Origin of the sequence: Gemmobacter lutimaris (assembly GCF_003570715.1) — a bacterium.
GTDB lineage: Bacteria > Pseudomonadota > Alphaproteobacteria > Rhodobacterales > Rhodobacteraceae > Gemmobacter > Gemmobacter lutimaris.
The window spans coordinates 75164-89483 of the sequence record NZ_QXXQ01000003.1 but is presented as its reverse complement, the minus strand read 5'-3'; the positions used below and the strand labels follow the sequence as shown (position 1 = coordinate 89483).

Annotated in this window: 14 protein-coding genes; 3 read left to right on the top strand and 11 right to left on the bottom strand. The window is 63.4% G+C overall.

The window, feature by feature from the left end; translation table 11 throughout:
* Window positions 1-2 precede the first annotated feature (2 nt).
* Window positions 3-1619, bottom strand: coding sequence for a transcription termination factor NusA (gene nusA, locus D2N39_RS06955; protein WP_119134061.1), 1617 nt, complete (start codon window positions 1617-1619; stop codon window positions 3-5).
* Window positions 1620-1636: 17 nt separating this feature from the next.
* Window positions 1637-2248: a ribosome maturation factor RimP gene (gene rimP / locus D2N39_RS06950; RefSeq protein WP_119134332.1), complete on the bottom strand. Its 612-nt coding sequence runs from the start codon at window positions 2246-2248 to the stop codon at window positions 1637-1639.
* 265 nt (window positions 2249-2513) lie between these two features.
* Here rimP and D2N39_RS22820 point away from each other — a divergent pair, with 265 nt between their 5' ends.
* Window positions 2514-4385: a calcium-binding protein gene (locus D2N39_RS22820; RefSeq protein ID WP_158589784.1), complete on the top strand. Its 1872-nt coding sequence runs from the start codon at window positions 2514-2516 to the stop codon at window positions 4383-4385.
* A gap of 25 nt (window positions 4386-4410) precedes the next feature.
* Here D2N39_RS22820 and tspO read toward each other — a convergent pair whose 3' ends face one another.
* Window positions 4411-4890: a tryptophan-rich sensory protein TspO gene (tspO, locus tag D2N39_RS06940; RefSeq protein WP_119134060.1), complete on the bottom strand. Its 480-nt coding sequence runs from the start codon at window positions 4888-4890 to the stop codon at window positions 4411-4413.
* A 1-nt stretch (window position 4891) separates the two neighbouring features.
* A complete protein-coding gene (pip, locus tag D2N39_RS06935) occupies window positions 4892-5875 on the bottom strand; it encodes a prolyl aminopeptidase (protein ID WP_119134059.1) in 984 nt (327 codons plus the stop codon).
* A 50-nt stretch (window positions 5876-5925) separates the two neighbouring features.
* Here pip and ubiG point away from each other — a divergent pair, with 50 nt between their 5' ends.
* Together ubiG and D2N39_RS06925 are read left to right on the top strand one after the other, a co-directional pair.
* Window positions 5926-6660 (top strand): bifunctional 2-polyprenyl-6-hydroxyphenol methylase/3-demethylubiquinol 3-O-methyltransferase UbiG, encoded by a 735-nt coding sequence (gene ubiG, locus D2N39_RS06930; RefSeq protein WP_119134058.1) that lies wholly within the window; start codon window positions 5926-5928, stop codon window positions 6658-6660.
* Window positions 6657-7610, top strand: coding sequence for an Lnb N-terminal periplasmic domain-containing protein (locus D2N39_RS06925; RefSeq protein WP_119134057.1), 954 nt, complete (start codon window positions 6657-6659; stop codon window positions 7608-7610). Before ubiG ends, D2N39_RS06925 begins: the two co-directional genes overlap by 4 nt.
* A gap of 3 nt (window positions 7611-7613) precedes the next feature.
* On the opposite strand, the gene D2N39_RS06920 is transcribed toward D2N39_RS06925, so the two are convergent.
* The 7 genes from D2N39_RS06920 to D2N39_RS06890 form a co-directional block, all read right to left on the bottom strand.
* The gene (locus D2N39_RS06920; RefSeq protein ID WP_119134056.1) at window positions 7614-8456 is read right to left on the bottom strand and encodes a calcium-binding protein; all 843 of its coding nucleotides are present in this window, start codon (window positions 8454-8456) and stop codon (window positions 7614-7616) included.
* A 60-nt stretch (window positions 8457-8516) separates the two neighbouring features.
* Window positions 8517-9548: an L-glyceraldehyde 3-phosphate reductase gene (gene mgrA, locus D2N39_RS06915; protein ID WP_054301368.1), complete on the bottom strand. Its 1032-nt coding sequence runs from the start codon at window positions 9546-9548 to the stop codon at window positions 8517-8519.
* Window positions 9549-9616: 68 nt separating this feature from the next.
* Complete coding sequence (locus D2N39_RS06910; RefSeq protein ID WP_119134055.1) at window positions 9617-9919, bottom strand: DUF4387 family protein; 303 nt, start codon at window positions 9917-9919, stop codon at window positions 9617-9619.
* Window positions 9912-11270, bottom strand: coding sequence for an acyclic terpene utilization AtuA family protein (locus D2N39_RS06905; RefSeq protein WP_119134054.1), 1359 nt, complete (start codon window positions 11268-11270; stop codon window positions 9912-9914). The genes D2N39_RS06910 and D2N39_RS06905 overlap by 8 nt, the downstream gene beginning before the upstream one ends.
* Window positions 11271-11273: 3 nt before the next feature.
* Window positions 11274-12794, bottom strand: a complete 1521-nt coding sequence (locus D2N39_RS06900; protein ID WP_119134053.1) for a tripartite tricarboxylate transporter permease — start codon at window positions 12792-12794, stop codon at window positions 11274-11276.
* Window positions 12795-12804: 10 nt separating this feature from the next.
* Window positions 12805-13245, bottom strand: a complete 441-nt coding sequence (locus tag D2N39_RS06895) for a tripartite tricarboxylate transporter TctB family protein (RefSeq protein ID WP_119134052.1) — start codon at window positions 13243-13245, stop codon at window positions 12805-12807.
* Complete coding sequence (locus D2N39_RS06890; protein WP_119134051.1) at window positions 13245-14210, bottom strand: Bug family tripartite tricarboxylate transporter substrate binding protein; 966 nt, start codon at window positions 14208-14210, stop codon at window positions 13245-13247. Before D2N39_RS06890 ends, D2N39_RS06895 begins: the two co-directional genes overlap by 1 nt.
* Window positions 14211-14320 lie beyond the last annotated feature (110 nt).

The following is a 14320-nucleotide window of genomic DNA, read 5'->3' as shown; positions in this document are numbered from 1 at the left end:
GCTCAGGCCTCGGCCTCCTCGGTATCGCCTTCGTCTTCTTCCGTCTCTGCCGACGCCAGCTCGGTCGGATCGACCCAGCCCAGCATGACACGCGCCGTCATGATCATGTTCTGCGCCTCTTCCAGAGAGACCTCGAACTTTTCAAGCACGCCGTCGTCTTTCTTGCGCTGGCCGTTTTCGGTCGTCCAGCCGCCCGCCAGTTCCCAGTCGGCACAAGTGGCGAAGTCTTCCAGCGTCTTGATGCCGTCCTTCGCCAGCGCCTCGATCATCTGGGGCGTCAGCCCCTCGAAGTTGAACAGGCTGTCATCGACACCCAGCGCACGGGCATTCTCGATCGCCTTGCGGTTCTGTTCCTCGATGTAATCGCGGGCGCGGGCTTGCAGTTCCTCGGCGGTGCCTTCATCGAAACCGTCGATGGACAGAAGCTCGTCCTGATCGACATAGGCCACTTCTTCCAGATTGGTGAAGCCTTCCGCCACCAGAAGCTGGGCCATCATCTCGTCGATATCAAGGGTATCCATGAACAGTTTGGTGCGCTCGGCGAATTCGGCCTGACGACGCGCCGATTCCTCGGCCTCGGTCATGATGTCGATATCCAGCCCGGTCAGTTGCGAGGCCAGACGCACATTCTGACCGCGGCGACCGATGGCGAGCGAAAGCTGCTCGTCCGGCACCACGACCTCGATCTTCGCGGCTTCCTCGTCGAACACGACCTTGCTGACCTCGGCCGGTTGCAGCGCATTCACAAGGAAGGTGGCGGTATCGCCATTCCACGGGATGATGTCGATCTTTTCGCCCTGAAGCTCGTTCACAACGGCCTGCACGCGCGAGCCGCGCATACCGACGCAGGCACCCACAGGGTCGATGGAGTTGTCATAGCTGATGACGGCGATCTTGGCGCGCGAACCGGGGTCACGGGCCACAGCCTTGATCTCGATGATGCCGTCATAGATTTCCGGCACTTCCATCTTGAACAGTTCCGCCATGAACTGCGGATCGGTGCGCGACAGGAAGACCTGCGGGCCGCGGGTCTCGCGGCGCACATCCTTGACGTAGCAGCGGATACGGTCGTTCGGGCGATAGCTTTCGCGACCGATCTTTTCGTTCCGGCGCAGGATGCCTTCGCCCCGGCCAATATCAACGATCAGGTTGCCATATTCCTCGCGCTTCACCACGCCATTGATGATGGTGCCCTTGCGATCCTTGAACTCGTCATACTGACGATCCCGCTCGGCCTCGCGCACCTTTTGCAGGATGACCTGCTTGGCGCTTTGCGCGGCGATGCGGCCAAGATCCACGGGGGGAACCTCGTCGATCACCTCGTCACCGACCTGCGGGTCTTTCAGATAGGTCTTTGCCTGCTTGACGGTCAGCTGGGCGTGATGATTCTCGTATTCCTCGTCCGGCACCACGGTGCGGATGCGGGCAAAGGTGGCGCGGCCCGTCTTGCGGTCAATCTTCACCCGGATGTCCAGTTCAGCGCCGTAACGCGACTTGGCGGCACGGGCGAGGGATTCCTCCATCGCCTGAATCACCAGATCCGGGTCGATCATCTTTTCGCGCGCCACCGCCTCGGCGGTTTGCAGAAGCTCCAGCTGGTTCGCAGACGTAATCGCCATGATGTCCTCTTGGCCTGTCAGTGTTTCGTCGCGGGGGGTTCGAGGTCGTCGTCCTCATCCCCTTCGGTTTCTTCGATTTCGTCGAACTTCGACTCGTCGATGACGCCGGCTTCCTTGCGCTGGCGCAGAACTTCGGCGATCAGCTCGTCGGTCAGCAGCAGCTTGGCATCCGACAGCCAGTCGAATTGCAGCCCGATGGTCAGCGTCTCGCCGCCTTCCTCGATCTCGATCAGCACCTCGTCGCCTTCGGTGCCTTGCAGAACACCCTTGAAGCGACGGCGGCCGTCGATCAGCTCGGTCGTTTCCAGCCGCGCCTCGTATTCGACCCACATGTCGAAATCCTTCAGGCGGGTCAGCGGGCGGTCGATGCCGGGGGACGACACTTCAAGGACATAGTTGTCCTCGATCGGGTCTTCCACGTCCAGCAGGGCCGAAACTGCGGTGGAGACGGCGGCGCATTCGTCCACCTCGATCCCGCCATCCGGGCGGTCCACCATGATTTGCAGGGTCCGCGTCTTGCCGCCCATCAGGCGGATGCGCACCAGTTCGAATCCCAGCCCTTCGATGACCGGGCCGACAATGTCGGCCAGTCGGCGGTCGATGGCGGTCTTGGCGATGAGATCGGTCATCCGGGTTCCAAAAAGCAAAAAACGGGCTCGCGCGGCCCGTTTACATCTTTCGATGGGCTGCCGGTTTGGACCCGACAACGCCGCTGTTGAGAGGCATATAGGGCGTTCCTCCCCGAAAAGCAAGGCGGAATGCCACATGCCCCGCATGACGATTGAGAGGCGCCCGGAAGCCTGCTAGCCTGAGCGGGCTGCAACACCGTATTTGATTTTCCCGCAGCCGATACTTCCCTGACCCCGTTCCATTTTAATGACAAGGAGTTCCATTATGGCCACGCGCAAGATCACCCTGAACGGGAGCACCGCCTTTTCGGCCTTCGGATACAGCTTCAAATGGGACGCGGCACAGATCAACTCTGTCTACATGAACAACGAATCGACCGGCGGCTCCGATACGCTGGCGCTGAAGCTGACCGGGCAGCCCTGGACGATCCGGCGGCTTGCCCTTGACAGCGCCGCATCCGATACGCCGTTGTCGCTGACCATCACCGATGCGGATGACGGCGTAGTCGGGCGGCGGCTGGATCTTGTGCAACTGCCGACAGCCGGAGATGTCAGCATCACCCTGCATGACACGCGCATCCGGTATCTTTCAGGCGGCGCCGATGCCGATGTCACGCTCACCCTCGGCTCCCAGCAGACCAAACATGTCGAACTTTATGACGCCCGCCAGACCAACATCACTCTTGGCGCAGGCTCTGTTCAGGCCCTGCTGCTGAGCGAGGGCAATGACACCGTGACCGGCGGCGACGGCTATGTCGGTTTCATCGACTTCGACGAAGGCAACAACACGCTGATCGGCGGTACGGGATATATCGGCTCTATCCGCTCCAACGGCAACAACACGTTCGAATTGAAGGGCGGCGCGGACAGTGTCAGCCTTGGCTCTGGCACCAGCACCGTGACGGTCAGCGGCGGCTTCGTCGGCGCGATCACCAGCTATTCCGGCAAGAACACGGTGAACGTCAACGAAGGCGGAGAGGTGCGCAGCATCGGCTTTTCAGGCGGCGTGGACAAGGTGACCGTCGCGGGCAAGGCAAACCAGATTTCGCTCGGCTCCAACAACGATTCGCTGACCCTCACCGGAGACGGGCGCGTCGATCAGGCCGATCTGGGGGACGGCAACAACAGCCTGCGCATGGATGGCGACCGGGTGAATTCGGTGGTCGCCTATGACGGCAACGACAGCTTCACCATCACCTCGGGCAATATCAACCAGATCGCGGCAGGCGGCGGCACCAACAAGTTCATCGTCAAGGGTGGTTGGGTCGGCTCCATTCAGGGCTACAGCGGCAATGATACCGTCACCCTGTCCGGCGACGGGCAGGTGAATACGCTACTGCTGGGCGATGGTGTGAACAAGGTGAAGACCGGCAGTCAGTGGGTCGAACATATCGGCACCGGCATCGGCAATGACCGCATCACCCTCGGGACGGGCGGCGCCGGTTCGGTGACCAGCGGCGACGGCAATGACGTGATCCGCACCGGAGCGGGCTGGGTGGACAGCATCACCACCGGCGGCGGCAACGACACGGTGACGCTGGCAAAGGGTGGCACCGGCGTTACGCGTCTGGGCAGTGGCGACGACCGGGTGGTCGTGCTGGCCCAGGACCCGGCGAACGGGCTGATCCTGTCAGCCGGTCAAGGCATCGACACGCTGGACCTCGGCAAGTTTTCCAAGGGCATCGTGATCACGCTGAACAACCTTGGCGCATGGCAGAACCCCGCAGCCAAGAACGGCAACATTGACGGCACCGGCAAGGGCTATCTTGCGATCAGCGGGTTCGAGAATGTGCAGGGTTCCGCCGGAGCCGACCGGATCGAGGGCAACGAGCTTGCAAACCGTCTGTCAGGCGGAAAGGGCAATGACACGCTGACCGGCGGCGCGGGCAACGACACCCTGCTGGGCGGCGGTGGAAACGATGTCTTCGTCTTCGGTGCAGGCAGCGGGACGGACCGGATCGAAGGCTTCACTGCCGGGGCGGACCACATCCAGATCACGGGCGCCGACAAGCTGTCGGATCTGACCTTCACCAGCGTTGGCGTCAATGAAACCCGCATCGACATGGGCGCAATCCACATCACCGTCACCGGCCTGTCACTGAACGCCCTGCGGGACGAGGCGAATTTCCTGTTCTGAAACCGGAAAGGAAAGGGCCGGGCGTTCAGGCGCCCGCCCCTGCCCCGCGATTGTCGCGCCAGACCCGCCAGTTCAGCGGCGCAGCCAGCGCCAGCCAGATCGCATAGGGCAGGATCAGCAGGAAGGCGAGGCCGTCGAGGGGCCAGAACGTCCACAGCATACCGAGAACCGCAGCACAAAGCGCGGCCATGACCATGACAGACAGCCCCATGCGCCGCGCGCCGAAGAATGTGGGCGTCCACAGGGTATTGAGCGCGATCTGCACGGCCCAGAACCCCATGGCGAAGGCATTGCCCGGCTGCACGGCGATCCGCGTGGCTGCTAGGCTCGACAGGACATAGATCGTGGTCCATGCGACCGGGAACATCCAGTTCTTTGGCCGCCAGTCGGGTTTCACCAGCCCTTCATACCAGTCACCCGGCTTGAACATCCAGCCGGTCAGCCCGGCCGCAAGGCTCGCGCCCATGAACAACGCGAACAGCCCCCAGTCGAATGCGACATCCATTCTACAGATCCTTCATCAGCGGCCGCAGCCCGTTCATCACCGATACAAGCCCGGCCGAGATGCCCGGTTCCGAAAGTGCATGTCCCGCCATACCGACCATGCGCAGATCGCAGCGCCGCCAGCCCTGCGCCAGCCGCCACGCGGCCGCAGGCGGACAGATCATGTCATAGCGCCCCTGCACGATGGTTGCGCCGATCTGTTCGATGCGCGAACGGTTCTTCATGATCCAGCCATCGCTTTCCAGAAAGCAGCCGTTGACGAAATAATGGTTCTCCAGCCGTGCAAAGGCACGGGCGTAGTCTGACGGGCTTTCATGCCAGGCCCCTTCGACCGAAACCGAGGCCAGCGCATTTTCCCATTGCGCCCATATGCGGGCAAAGCGCATCTCTTCCAGCAGGTTGCCGGAAAACAGGCGGCGGTGATAAGCGGCGATCAGGTCGCCCCGCTCTGCCTCGGGGATCGGTTCGACGAAGCGCGCCCAGAGATCGGGAAAGAACGCCCCCGCCCCACCGCCGTAGAACCAGTCCAGTTCCGACCGCGTGCCCAGAAACACGCCACGCAGCACCATGTGTCGCACACGCTCGGGGTGGGTGATCGCATAGATCAGCGCCAGCGTGGCACCCCAGCTACCGCCGAACAGCACGAAACGGTCGATCCCCAGCAGTTCGCGGATGGTTTCGATGTCCGACACCAGATGCCATGTGCTGTTCGCAGCCACTGCCGCCGTCGGACGCGAGCGGCCACATCCGCGCTGGTCGAACAGGATCACCCGATAAACCTCGGGGTCGAAATAGCGCCGCATCGCCGGGCTGCACCCGCCACCCGGCCCGCCATGCAGCACCAGAACCGGCACACCATCGGGACGACCGCATTGTTCCACATAGATGCGATGCCCGTCGCCCATGTCGATCTGGCGCTGGTCGAAAGGCTCGACCGGCGGATAAAGATACTCGACTGCGCGCTTTTGGCCTGATCTGTGATCCATGATCGTATTATATAACCGCCCGGAACCATTCCGCCACGGGAGAGAATGCCATGATCACCACCATCGACCCCGGTGAAGTCGCAAAATTCGAGGCGATGGCCGCCGAATGGTGGGATCCCTCCGGGAAATTCAAGCCGCTGCACCAGATGAACCCCTGCCGGCTGCATTACATCACCAGCCAGATTTCCGCCGAGTTCGACCGCAACCTGACGCAGCCGCTGCCCTTTGCCGGGCTGCGCATCCTCGACATCGGTTGCGGTGGCGGGCTTCTGTCGGAACCGATGGCACGACTGGGCGCCGAAGTGGTGGGAGCCGATGCCGCGCCGCGCAACATCCCGGTGGCGCAGCTGCATGCCGAGCAGTCGGGCCTGACGATCGACTATCGCAACACCACGGCCGAGGCGCTGGCCGAGGCTGGCGAACAGTTTGACGTGGTGCTGAACATGGAGGTGGTAGAACATGTGGCCGATCCGCTGGCCTATCTGACCGCCTGTCAGACCCTGCTGAAACCCGGCGGGCTGATGATCTGTTCCACCCTGAACCGCAACGCCAAAAGCTTTGCCATGGCGATTGTCGGTGCCGAATGGGTGATGCGCTGGCTACCCAAGGGCACGCATGACTGGGCCAAGTTCATCACCCCGGACGAGCTTTACGAGCTGATCCGCCGCGCCGGTCTCGACCCGGTAGATCGCAAGGGCATGGTGTTCAACCCGGTCAGCTGGAACTGGAGCCTGTCGGCCCGCGACCTTTCGGTGAACTATGTCACCGCGAGCGTGAAGCGGTGAAAACCGTGCTGTTCTGGGCGCTGCTGGTTCTGGGGTCGGCATGGGCGGGCACAGCACTTTGGGTGCAGTTTCCGCAGGCCCGGCCCGTGGCGCTTGGCCTGTTCGCGCTGCTGGTCGCCGGGGTGGTCTGGGCAAGGCTTGGCCCCGGCTGGGGATGGAGTGCGCTTGCCCTGTCCGCGCTGGTCATCGGCGGCTGGTATCTGAGCCTGCGCCCCCAGCAGAACCGCGACTGGGCGCCGGATGTCGCCCATATCGTGCGGGGCGACATCATGGGCGACAAGGTGACCCTGCACAACGTCCGCGCCTTCCGCTGGACGGACCCGGCCCATGCTGCCGAACTCTGGGAAACCCGCAACTACGACCTGTCGCAACTGACCGGCGCGGACATGATCACTTCGGTCTGGGACAACCCGAAGATTGCGCATCTTCTGGTCAGCTTCGGCTTTGCCGACGGTGGCCATGTGGTGTTCTCAGTCGAGATCCGCCGCGAGAAGGGCGAAGCCTTCAGCAGCCTCGGAGGCTTCTTCCGGCAGTTCGAACTGTCTCTGATTGCTGCCGACGAGGCGGATGTGGTGAAGCTGCGCACCAACTTTCGCGGCGAGGAGGTGCGGCTTTACCCCCTGCGCCTGACGCCCGATCAGCTGCGCGCGGTGTTCCTGCGGTATGTCGAACTGGGCAATGCGCTGAACGAAAAGCCGCGCTGGTATAATACGGTCACCGCCAATTGCACCACGGTCGTCTGGCAGTTGACGCGCGTGCTGAACCCCGACCTGCCGCTGGACCGCAGCCTGCTTCTGTCGGGCTATCTGCCAGACTGGCTCTATCGCATGGGCGTTCTGGCCGATGACGGCTCGCTGGAGGACATCCGCGCCCGTGCCGTCATTTCGGAACGGGCGAAAGCTCTGCCCGAAGGGGCGGATTACTCTGCCGGGATCCGGGCAGGGCGATAGGATCTACAGAAAATCATCTGCCCCGATCTGGTCAATCGTCAGGCCCTTCAGCAAGACGGTTCCATTGCCATGGTCCACCAGAACGCCCGCAGCCTTCTGCGTCAGATTATAGCTGCCCCGCACCGACAGATGGTCGATGCCATCCTGAAAATCGGTAATCGTGTCGGCCCCGCTACGCGCGCCGAACACAAAGAGATCGGCCCCGCGCCCGCCGGTCAGCACGTCGCGCCCCCCGCCACCATCCAGCCGGTCGGCACCGTCGTCACCTGACATACGGTCATTGCCAGCGCCACCTTGCAGCCGGTCATTGCCCCGCCCGCCCGAAAGTGCATCGCGGCCACCGCCACCCAGCAGCGTATCGGCCCCGTTGGCACCGGACAGGGTGTCATTACCCCCCAGCCCGTCCAGCCGGTCATTGCCGCGCAGCAGGAACAGCCTGCCGGGCGCAAGTGTGTCGTCGTCGGCCGAGCCCGTCACCTCGTAGCTTTGTGCATTGACGGCGCGCACTAGCGCCGACTGGCCATAGGTCACATAGACCCCGCCCGCATCGCGATGGTGCAGCGGAAACACGCTGTCGGCATCGACACGGAAACCGTCGATCTTCAGCAGAGTTTTGAAACCGCCAGAGAAATGTGTAAGCGCCGCATAGTCGAAGCTGCCGCTTAGCGCAGTGTCGCCACTTTGCTGGATCACCGCACCATCGCCGGAAAGACCCGCATAGTAGAAATCGCCGATATGGACGGAAATCGCCCGGCCATAGCCCAGATAGACCGTCGAATTGCCGTATCCAGACAGAAGCTTGTCGCTCAACCCGGCCAGATCGCCGGTCACTGATACCGTTGCCATGTCACCCCTCACGAATCGCTGCACGCAATCTGCCAGAACCGCGTGCAGCGTCAATTCGGGTTACACGGCCTCGGACGATCTCGCCCAGAGGTTGATGTCCTCATCCGAGGCGATGCGGTCGATCTCGGCCAGTTCCTCGGGCGTGAAGGTCAGGTTGCCGATGGCGCCCGCGCAATCGACAACCTGTTCTGGTTTCGATGCCCCGATCAGCGCGGTGGTGATGCCACCGTCGCGCAGCACCCAGGCAATCGCCATCTGCGCCAGCGTCTGCCCGCGCTTTTGCGCCAGCGCATCCAGCGCCCGCACGCTGTCCAGCGCGCGCGGGGTGATGGTTTCGGGCGCTAGGCTCTTGCCCTGCGCAGCGCGACTTCCCGCCGGGATTCCGCCCAGATATTTCTTGGTCAGGATGCCCTGCGCCAGCGGCGTGAAAGCAATGGAACCAACGCCCAGATCGGCCAGCGTGTCCTTCAGCCCGTCGCGTTCCACCCAGCGGTTCAGCAGGTTGTAGCTGGGTTGATGGATCAGCAGCGGCGTGCCCAGATCCTTCAGGATCGCCACTGCCTCGCGGGTGCGCTGGCTGTTGTAGCTGGAAATCCCGACGTAAAGCGCGCGCCCCGAGCGGACTATGTGATCCAGCGCCATCATCGTTTCTTCCAGCGGCGTTTCCGGGTCGAAACGGTGGGAATAGAAGATATCGACGTAATCTAGACCCATCCGCTTCAGCGACTGATCACACGAGGCAATCAGATACTTGCGGCTGCCCCATTCGCCATAGGGCCCGGCCCACATATCATAACCTGCCTTGGACGAGATGATCAGTTCGTCCCGGTAGCCCGCGAAATCGGTGCGAAGAATTTCTCCGAATGCCTCTTCGGCGCTGCCGGGCGGCGGGCCATAGTTGTTGGCCAGATCGAAATGGGTAATCCCAAGGTCAAAGGCAGTGCGGCAGATGTCGCGCTTCACCTGATGTGGTGTGTCGTGGCCAAAGTTGTGCCACAGGCCAAGGCTGACAGCCGGAAGCTTCAGCCCCGAGTGGCCGCAACGGCGATAGATCATGCGGGAATAGCGGTCATCCGCCGGGCGATAGGTCATGGCATCCTCCGTGTTCGCGCAGGATGATAGCGCTACCGCCCGACAGGGGAAAGACCACCGGGGAAGGATCAGGCGATCTCCATTTCCTCGACCAGCACGGCCCAGCCGGCGCCGTGCATGTCGCGGTCGGCACGGGTGCCCTGCACCACCGGGCGCGGCACCGACAGCTTCACCACGTTCAGATCAGGGATGTCGAAGCGTTTCATGGCCTGCGGCTCCACCCCGAACAGATGCGCGACGCGGGCGGTCTCCAGCCCCGTCGTGACCCGCGCGAAAGCCTCCGGGCTGCCGCAGAAGATGTCCACCGTCAGCCAGAACGGTCCGGCGTTCTTCGACCGGACCTTTTCGACCAGCGTTCCCAGTTCAGCCATGGCCCACCTCGTGCACATCCAGACGGAAGGCCGACATCGGATCGTCCAGCCGCATCACATGGTTCAGACAGAATTCATACAGCGCGCCGCGCTGCATTTCCGCCGGCGAGAACGGGAAGGCGAAGGTCGGCATCGGCTCGTTCTCGGTCAACGCGTGGTGCAGCAGATAGGGGTTGAGCATCTTGCCCGCCTCAGCCGCCTGCGCCTCAGTCGGGCAGGTGACGATGCCCAGAACCCCCACCTCGACCGGGGTGGTCGTGCGGTTTTCCAGCGGGCCAAGCGTCGCATCCATCCCGATCAGTCGCAACTCCAGCGTGAAATCCTCGGGTGCCAGCCCCATGCGCTCCACGATCTGCGCCGCGACGCGGGCCTGCACATCCGCCGCCCATTCGCGGGCATGGCGCACATAGCGGCGGTCGCGCAGCAGGGCCAGCGCGACGGTCTGGTAGCCCGCGACGCGCGCGCCTTCCAGCTTCACCGTATAGTCGCCCTTGATCCACTCCGAGCCTTCGACCCGCACCCGCCGCGCATCCAGCGCAGTATAGCGGGCGCCGGTGACATCCAGATGCCCGCCCGGCTCATGCAGCACGAAAGGATCGGAGTTTTCATACAGCATATGCGCCGACACCGTGTAGGGCGTGGCGGCGGCGGTCAGGGCCATCGGCTCCATGGTAAAGCCGGTGGCGTCAAAGTCGATCTGAATGACGCCCGTGGCCGGCTGGGTGGTGGCGATGGCGCCGCATTCACCGATCTTGGCCCCGTGCCAGCAGGCGCCGGGATGATCGCCGCTCACCAGTGGCAGCGCGGCGATGATGGCCGTATCGGTGGTGCGCCCGGCAATCACGATGTCGGCGCCGGTCGCCAGCGCCCCCGCGATCTGTTCCGCCCCCGCCAGCGCTACGATATTGCTGCATGCGTCGATCAACGCCTCCGAAATGTCAGGCGCCGGGAACAGCGGCGCGATGCGCCCTTCGGCCAGCGCCGCTTTCACCGCAGCGGCGGATTGCCCGCTTTTCAGCGTGGCCACGCGCAGGGTTTGCCCGGTTTCGGCCGCGATCTCGCGGGTGATTTCCAAGAGCCAGTCCACCGCGCTGTCGGCGCCGCAAGTGCCCGCCGTGCCGATGACCAGCGGCACGCCCGCCTCGGCCCGCGCCTGCATCAGCCCGCGCCATTCCGCCTTGGTCGAGGTGCGCGAATATTTCGACACCCCCCGCCCAAGGTAAGAGGGCCCGCTGTCCGTGGACCCGCCGTCAACCGCGATGATGTCCGGTCGGTTGGCGATACCGCGCGACAAGGCCGCGCGGTCATAGCCAAGTCCCAGTGCCCCGGTGGGGATCAGAACCCGTGTCATGTTTCAGTCCTCGTTCACATCCATCACCGGCACCGGCGGCTTCTTCAGCACACCGCGCAGGAACAGCGGCGCAACGAAACCGGCGATGGCCGCGATCCACAATCCGATGGCGATGGGGCTGGAGAACAGGAAAGTCCAGTCACCGTCCGAAATCACCATGGCGCGGCGCAGACTGTCCTCCATGTTCGATCCCAGCAGGATACCAAGGATCACCGGCACCGTCGGCACATCCAGTTTGCGCAGGAAATAGCCCAGCACACCGAAGACCACCATCAGCAGAAGATCGAAGGTGCTTCCCGACAGTGAATAGATGCCGACGAAGCTGATCATCGTCACCATGGGCAGCAGCACCCAGGCCGGGATCATCAGAACGCGGACGAACAGCTTCACCAGCGGCACGTTCATGATCAGCAGCACGACGTTGGCGATGAACAGGCTGGCAATCAGACCCCAGACCACCTCGGGCCGTTCCTTGAACAGCAGCGGGCCGGGGGTGATGTTCAGCGTCAGCAGCAGCGCCAGCATGACCGCCGTGGTGCCCGAACCGGGAACACCCAGCGTCAGCATCGGCACCATGGCGCCACCGGCGGCGGCATTGTTGCCCGCCTCGGGGGCGGCCACACCGCGCGGATCGCCCTGACCGAAGCGGCCACGCGAACCAAGGATGCTCTTTTCCGCCATATAGGCCATGAAAGACCCCAGCGAGGCGCCTGCCCCCGGCAGAACGCCCGAGACAAAGCCAATGCCGGTGCCACGCAGCATGGTGCCGGTCGAGGCCTTGAGGTCCTTCCACGGAATCGTCAGCTTGCCCAGCGTCACGCCGATGGCACTGTCACGGCCATGGCTTTCGATGAAGATGAAGATTTCGGAAATGGCGAACAGGCCCACGATGGCGACAAGGAAGTCGATCCCGTCCATCAGGTGCATGTTTCCGCCGGTAAAGCGCGGCAGGCCGGTGGAGTTATCCAGCCCGATCATCGCGATGCCCAGCCCCAGACAGGCCGCCACCGCCGCCTTGGCCTGGTTCTTCGATGCAACGCCGCCAAGCGTGCAGAAGGCCAGCAGGTAAAGCGCGAAATATTCCGCCGGACCGAACAGATAGGCGATGCTGGCCAGCAGCGGCGCCATGACGACAAGGCCAACGGTCGAAAGAAAAGACCCGACGAAGGAGGCGACGCCCGAAATCACCAGCGCATCGCCCGCGCGACCCTGCCGCGCCATCGGAAAGCCGTCCAGCGTGGTCATCATTGCAGGCTCGTCGCCCGGAATGTTCAGCAGGATTGAACTGATCCGCCCGCCATACATGGTGCCGTAGTAAACCGAGGTCAGCAGCACCAGCGCCTGTGTCGCATCCAGCCCCATGGTGAAGGCAACGGGAATGAGGATCGCCACGCCATTGGCCGGCCCAAGGCCGGGCAGCGCGCCGAAGATCGTGCCCAGAAAGCAGCCGACCACAGCCAGCAGCAGCGTGAACGGGGTCAGCGCAACGCCGAACCCCATGACGAGGTTGGAAATCGTGTCCATCAAAGCCCCCTCAACCCATCATCGCTTTCGGCAGGGCGACCAGCCCGAGGCCCAAGGCGTATTTGAACAGCACGAACAGGCCCACCGACAGCGCAACCCCGGTCAGGGCAGCCTTCGCCGGTTGCGGTGCAATCATGTAGCTGACACCAGCCGCTACCAGCGCGGTCGGGATCAGGAAGCCCAGTGGTGCAAGCATGTAGGCATAGGCGGTCAGGATCACGACCGTCACCGCCATCTTCAGCCAGACCGGCAGCGGCGGCCATTCGGGTTCGGCATCGGGTTTCCACAGCATCGTCAGGCCGCACAACAGGCCGACCACGGCGATCATCATGGGAAACACCCGCGGCCCCACCGGGTCCGACAGAAAGCTGGTCTGGATCTGGAAGGCGCCCGCGAGATACGCGAGCGCCGAGATCACGACGACCAGACCGAAGATCCGGTCGCTGGCCATTACTGGATCACCCCGATTTCCTTCGAGAGATCGGTGGTCTGGGCCACGACATCATTGACCCAGTTCTGGAAGTCGGCACCGACCTTGGTGAAGGGCGCAAGGCCGTTCGATTCCATCACCGCTTTCCACTCGGCGCTGTCAGCGACCTTTTGCAGCTTGTCGGCCCAGGTGTTGAAGGCGTCATCGCTGATGTCATGCGGCACATAGAGACCGCGCCAGTTCACCACCTCGACGTCGAAGCCCTGTTCCTTGGCGGTCGGGATGTCCTCGAAGCCGGGCACGCGCTCGGCCGTCAGAACGGCCAGCGGGCGCACATCGCCAGCCTTGATGAAGCCCACGATTTCCGACATGTCGCCGGTCATCGCTTGGGTGAAGCCGCCGATCGTCTGGGTAATCGCCTCGGCGCCGCCGTCCATGCCGATGTATTTGACCTTGGCCACATCGGTGAAGCCCGCGGCCTTCAGCACCATCAGCGGTTTCAGGTGGTCAAAACCGCCTGCGGCCGAACCACCGGCAAAGGCAACCGAACCCGGATCGGCCTTGATCGCCTCGACCAGATCGTTCAGCGACTGATAGGGGCTGTCCTTCGCCACCACGATCACACCCGGGTCACCCCCGATGGCGCCGACGAACCGGACCTGATCGGCAGTCGCACCGCCATAGGCGTTCTGCGCCAGACGGGTGGTGGTCGCCGACGAGGCCGCGACGATCAGGTCGGCATCTTTGCCGCGCTCGGCCACGACATGGCTGAAGGCAAGGCCGCCACCGGCGCCCGCCATGTTGGTCACCTGAACCGGCTGATCCACCAGTTTCAGGTCGTAAAGGATCTTGCCGATCTGACGGCAGGTGAAATCCCAGCCGCCGCCGGCATCGGCCGGGGCAATACATTCGGTCGCGAAAGCCGAGGTGGCGCCAAGGCCAAGGGCGGCGCTGGCCAGCAGCGCGCGGAACAGGGTCGATTTCATGCGTGTCCTCCCGAGACATCGTTATCACCGCCGGGCCAGCCTCCACCGGCCCTTGCGGGAGACACGATTCGCTGAAAAGCTGACACGAACCTGTCATCAACGATGAAATC

Excerpts from the sequence above, each read along its gene's own strand:
- nusA (WP_119134061.1), bottom strand. The coding sequence starts at position 1,619 with ATGGCGATTACGTCTGCGAACCAGCTGGAGCTTCTGCAAACCGCCGAG.
- rimP (WP_119134332.1), bottom strand. The coding sequence starts at position 2,248 with ATGACCGATCTCATCGCCAAGACCGCCATCGACCGCCGACTGGCCGAC.
- D2N39_RS22820 (WP_158589784.1), top strand. The coding sequence starts at position 2,514 with ATGGCCACGCGCAAGATCACCCTGAACGGGAGCACCGCCTTTTCGGCC.
- tspO (WP_119134060.1), bottom strand. The coding sequence starts at position 4,890 with ATGGATGTCGCATTCGACTGGGGGCTGTTCGCGTTGTTCATGGGCGCG.
- pip (WP_119134059.1), bottom strand. The coding sequence starts at position 5,875 with ATGGATCACAGATCAGGCCAAAAGCGCGCAGTCGAGTATCTTTATCCG.
- ubiG (WP_119134058.1), top strand. The coding sequence starts at position 5,926 with ATGATCACCACCATCGACCCCGGTGAAGTCGCAAAATTCGAGGCGATG.
- D2N39_RS06920 (WP_119134056.1), bottom strand. The coding sequence starts at position 8,456 with ATGGCAACGGTATCAGTGACCGGCGATCTGGCCGGGTTGAGCGACAAG.
- mgrA (WP_054301368.1), bottom strand. The coding sequence starts at position 9,548 with ATGACCTATCGCCCGGCGGATGACCGCTATTCCCGCATGATCTATCGC.
- D2N39_RS06910 (WP_119134055.1), bottom strand. The coding sequence starts at position 9,919 with ATGGCTGAACTGGGAACGCTGGTCGAAAAGGTCCGGTCGAAGAACGCC.
- D2N39_RS06905 (WP_119134054.1), bottom strand. The coding sequence starts at position 11,270 with ATGACACGGGTTCTGATCCCCACCGGGGCACTGGGACTTGGCTATGAC.
- D2N39_RS06900 (WP_119134053.1), bottom strand. The coding sequence starts at position 12,794 with ATGGACACGATTTCCAACCTCGTCATGGGGTTCGGCGTTGCGCTGACC.
- D2N39_RS06895 (WP_119134052.1), bottom strand. The coding sequence starts at position 13,245 with ATGGCCAGCGACCGGATCTTCGGTCTGGTCGTCGTGATCTCGGCGCTC.
- D2N39_RS06890 (WP_119134051.1), bottom strand. The coding sequence starts at position 14,210 with ATGAAATCGACCCTGTTCCGCGCGCTGCTGGCCAGCGCCGCCCTTGGC.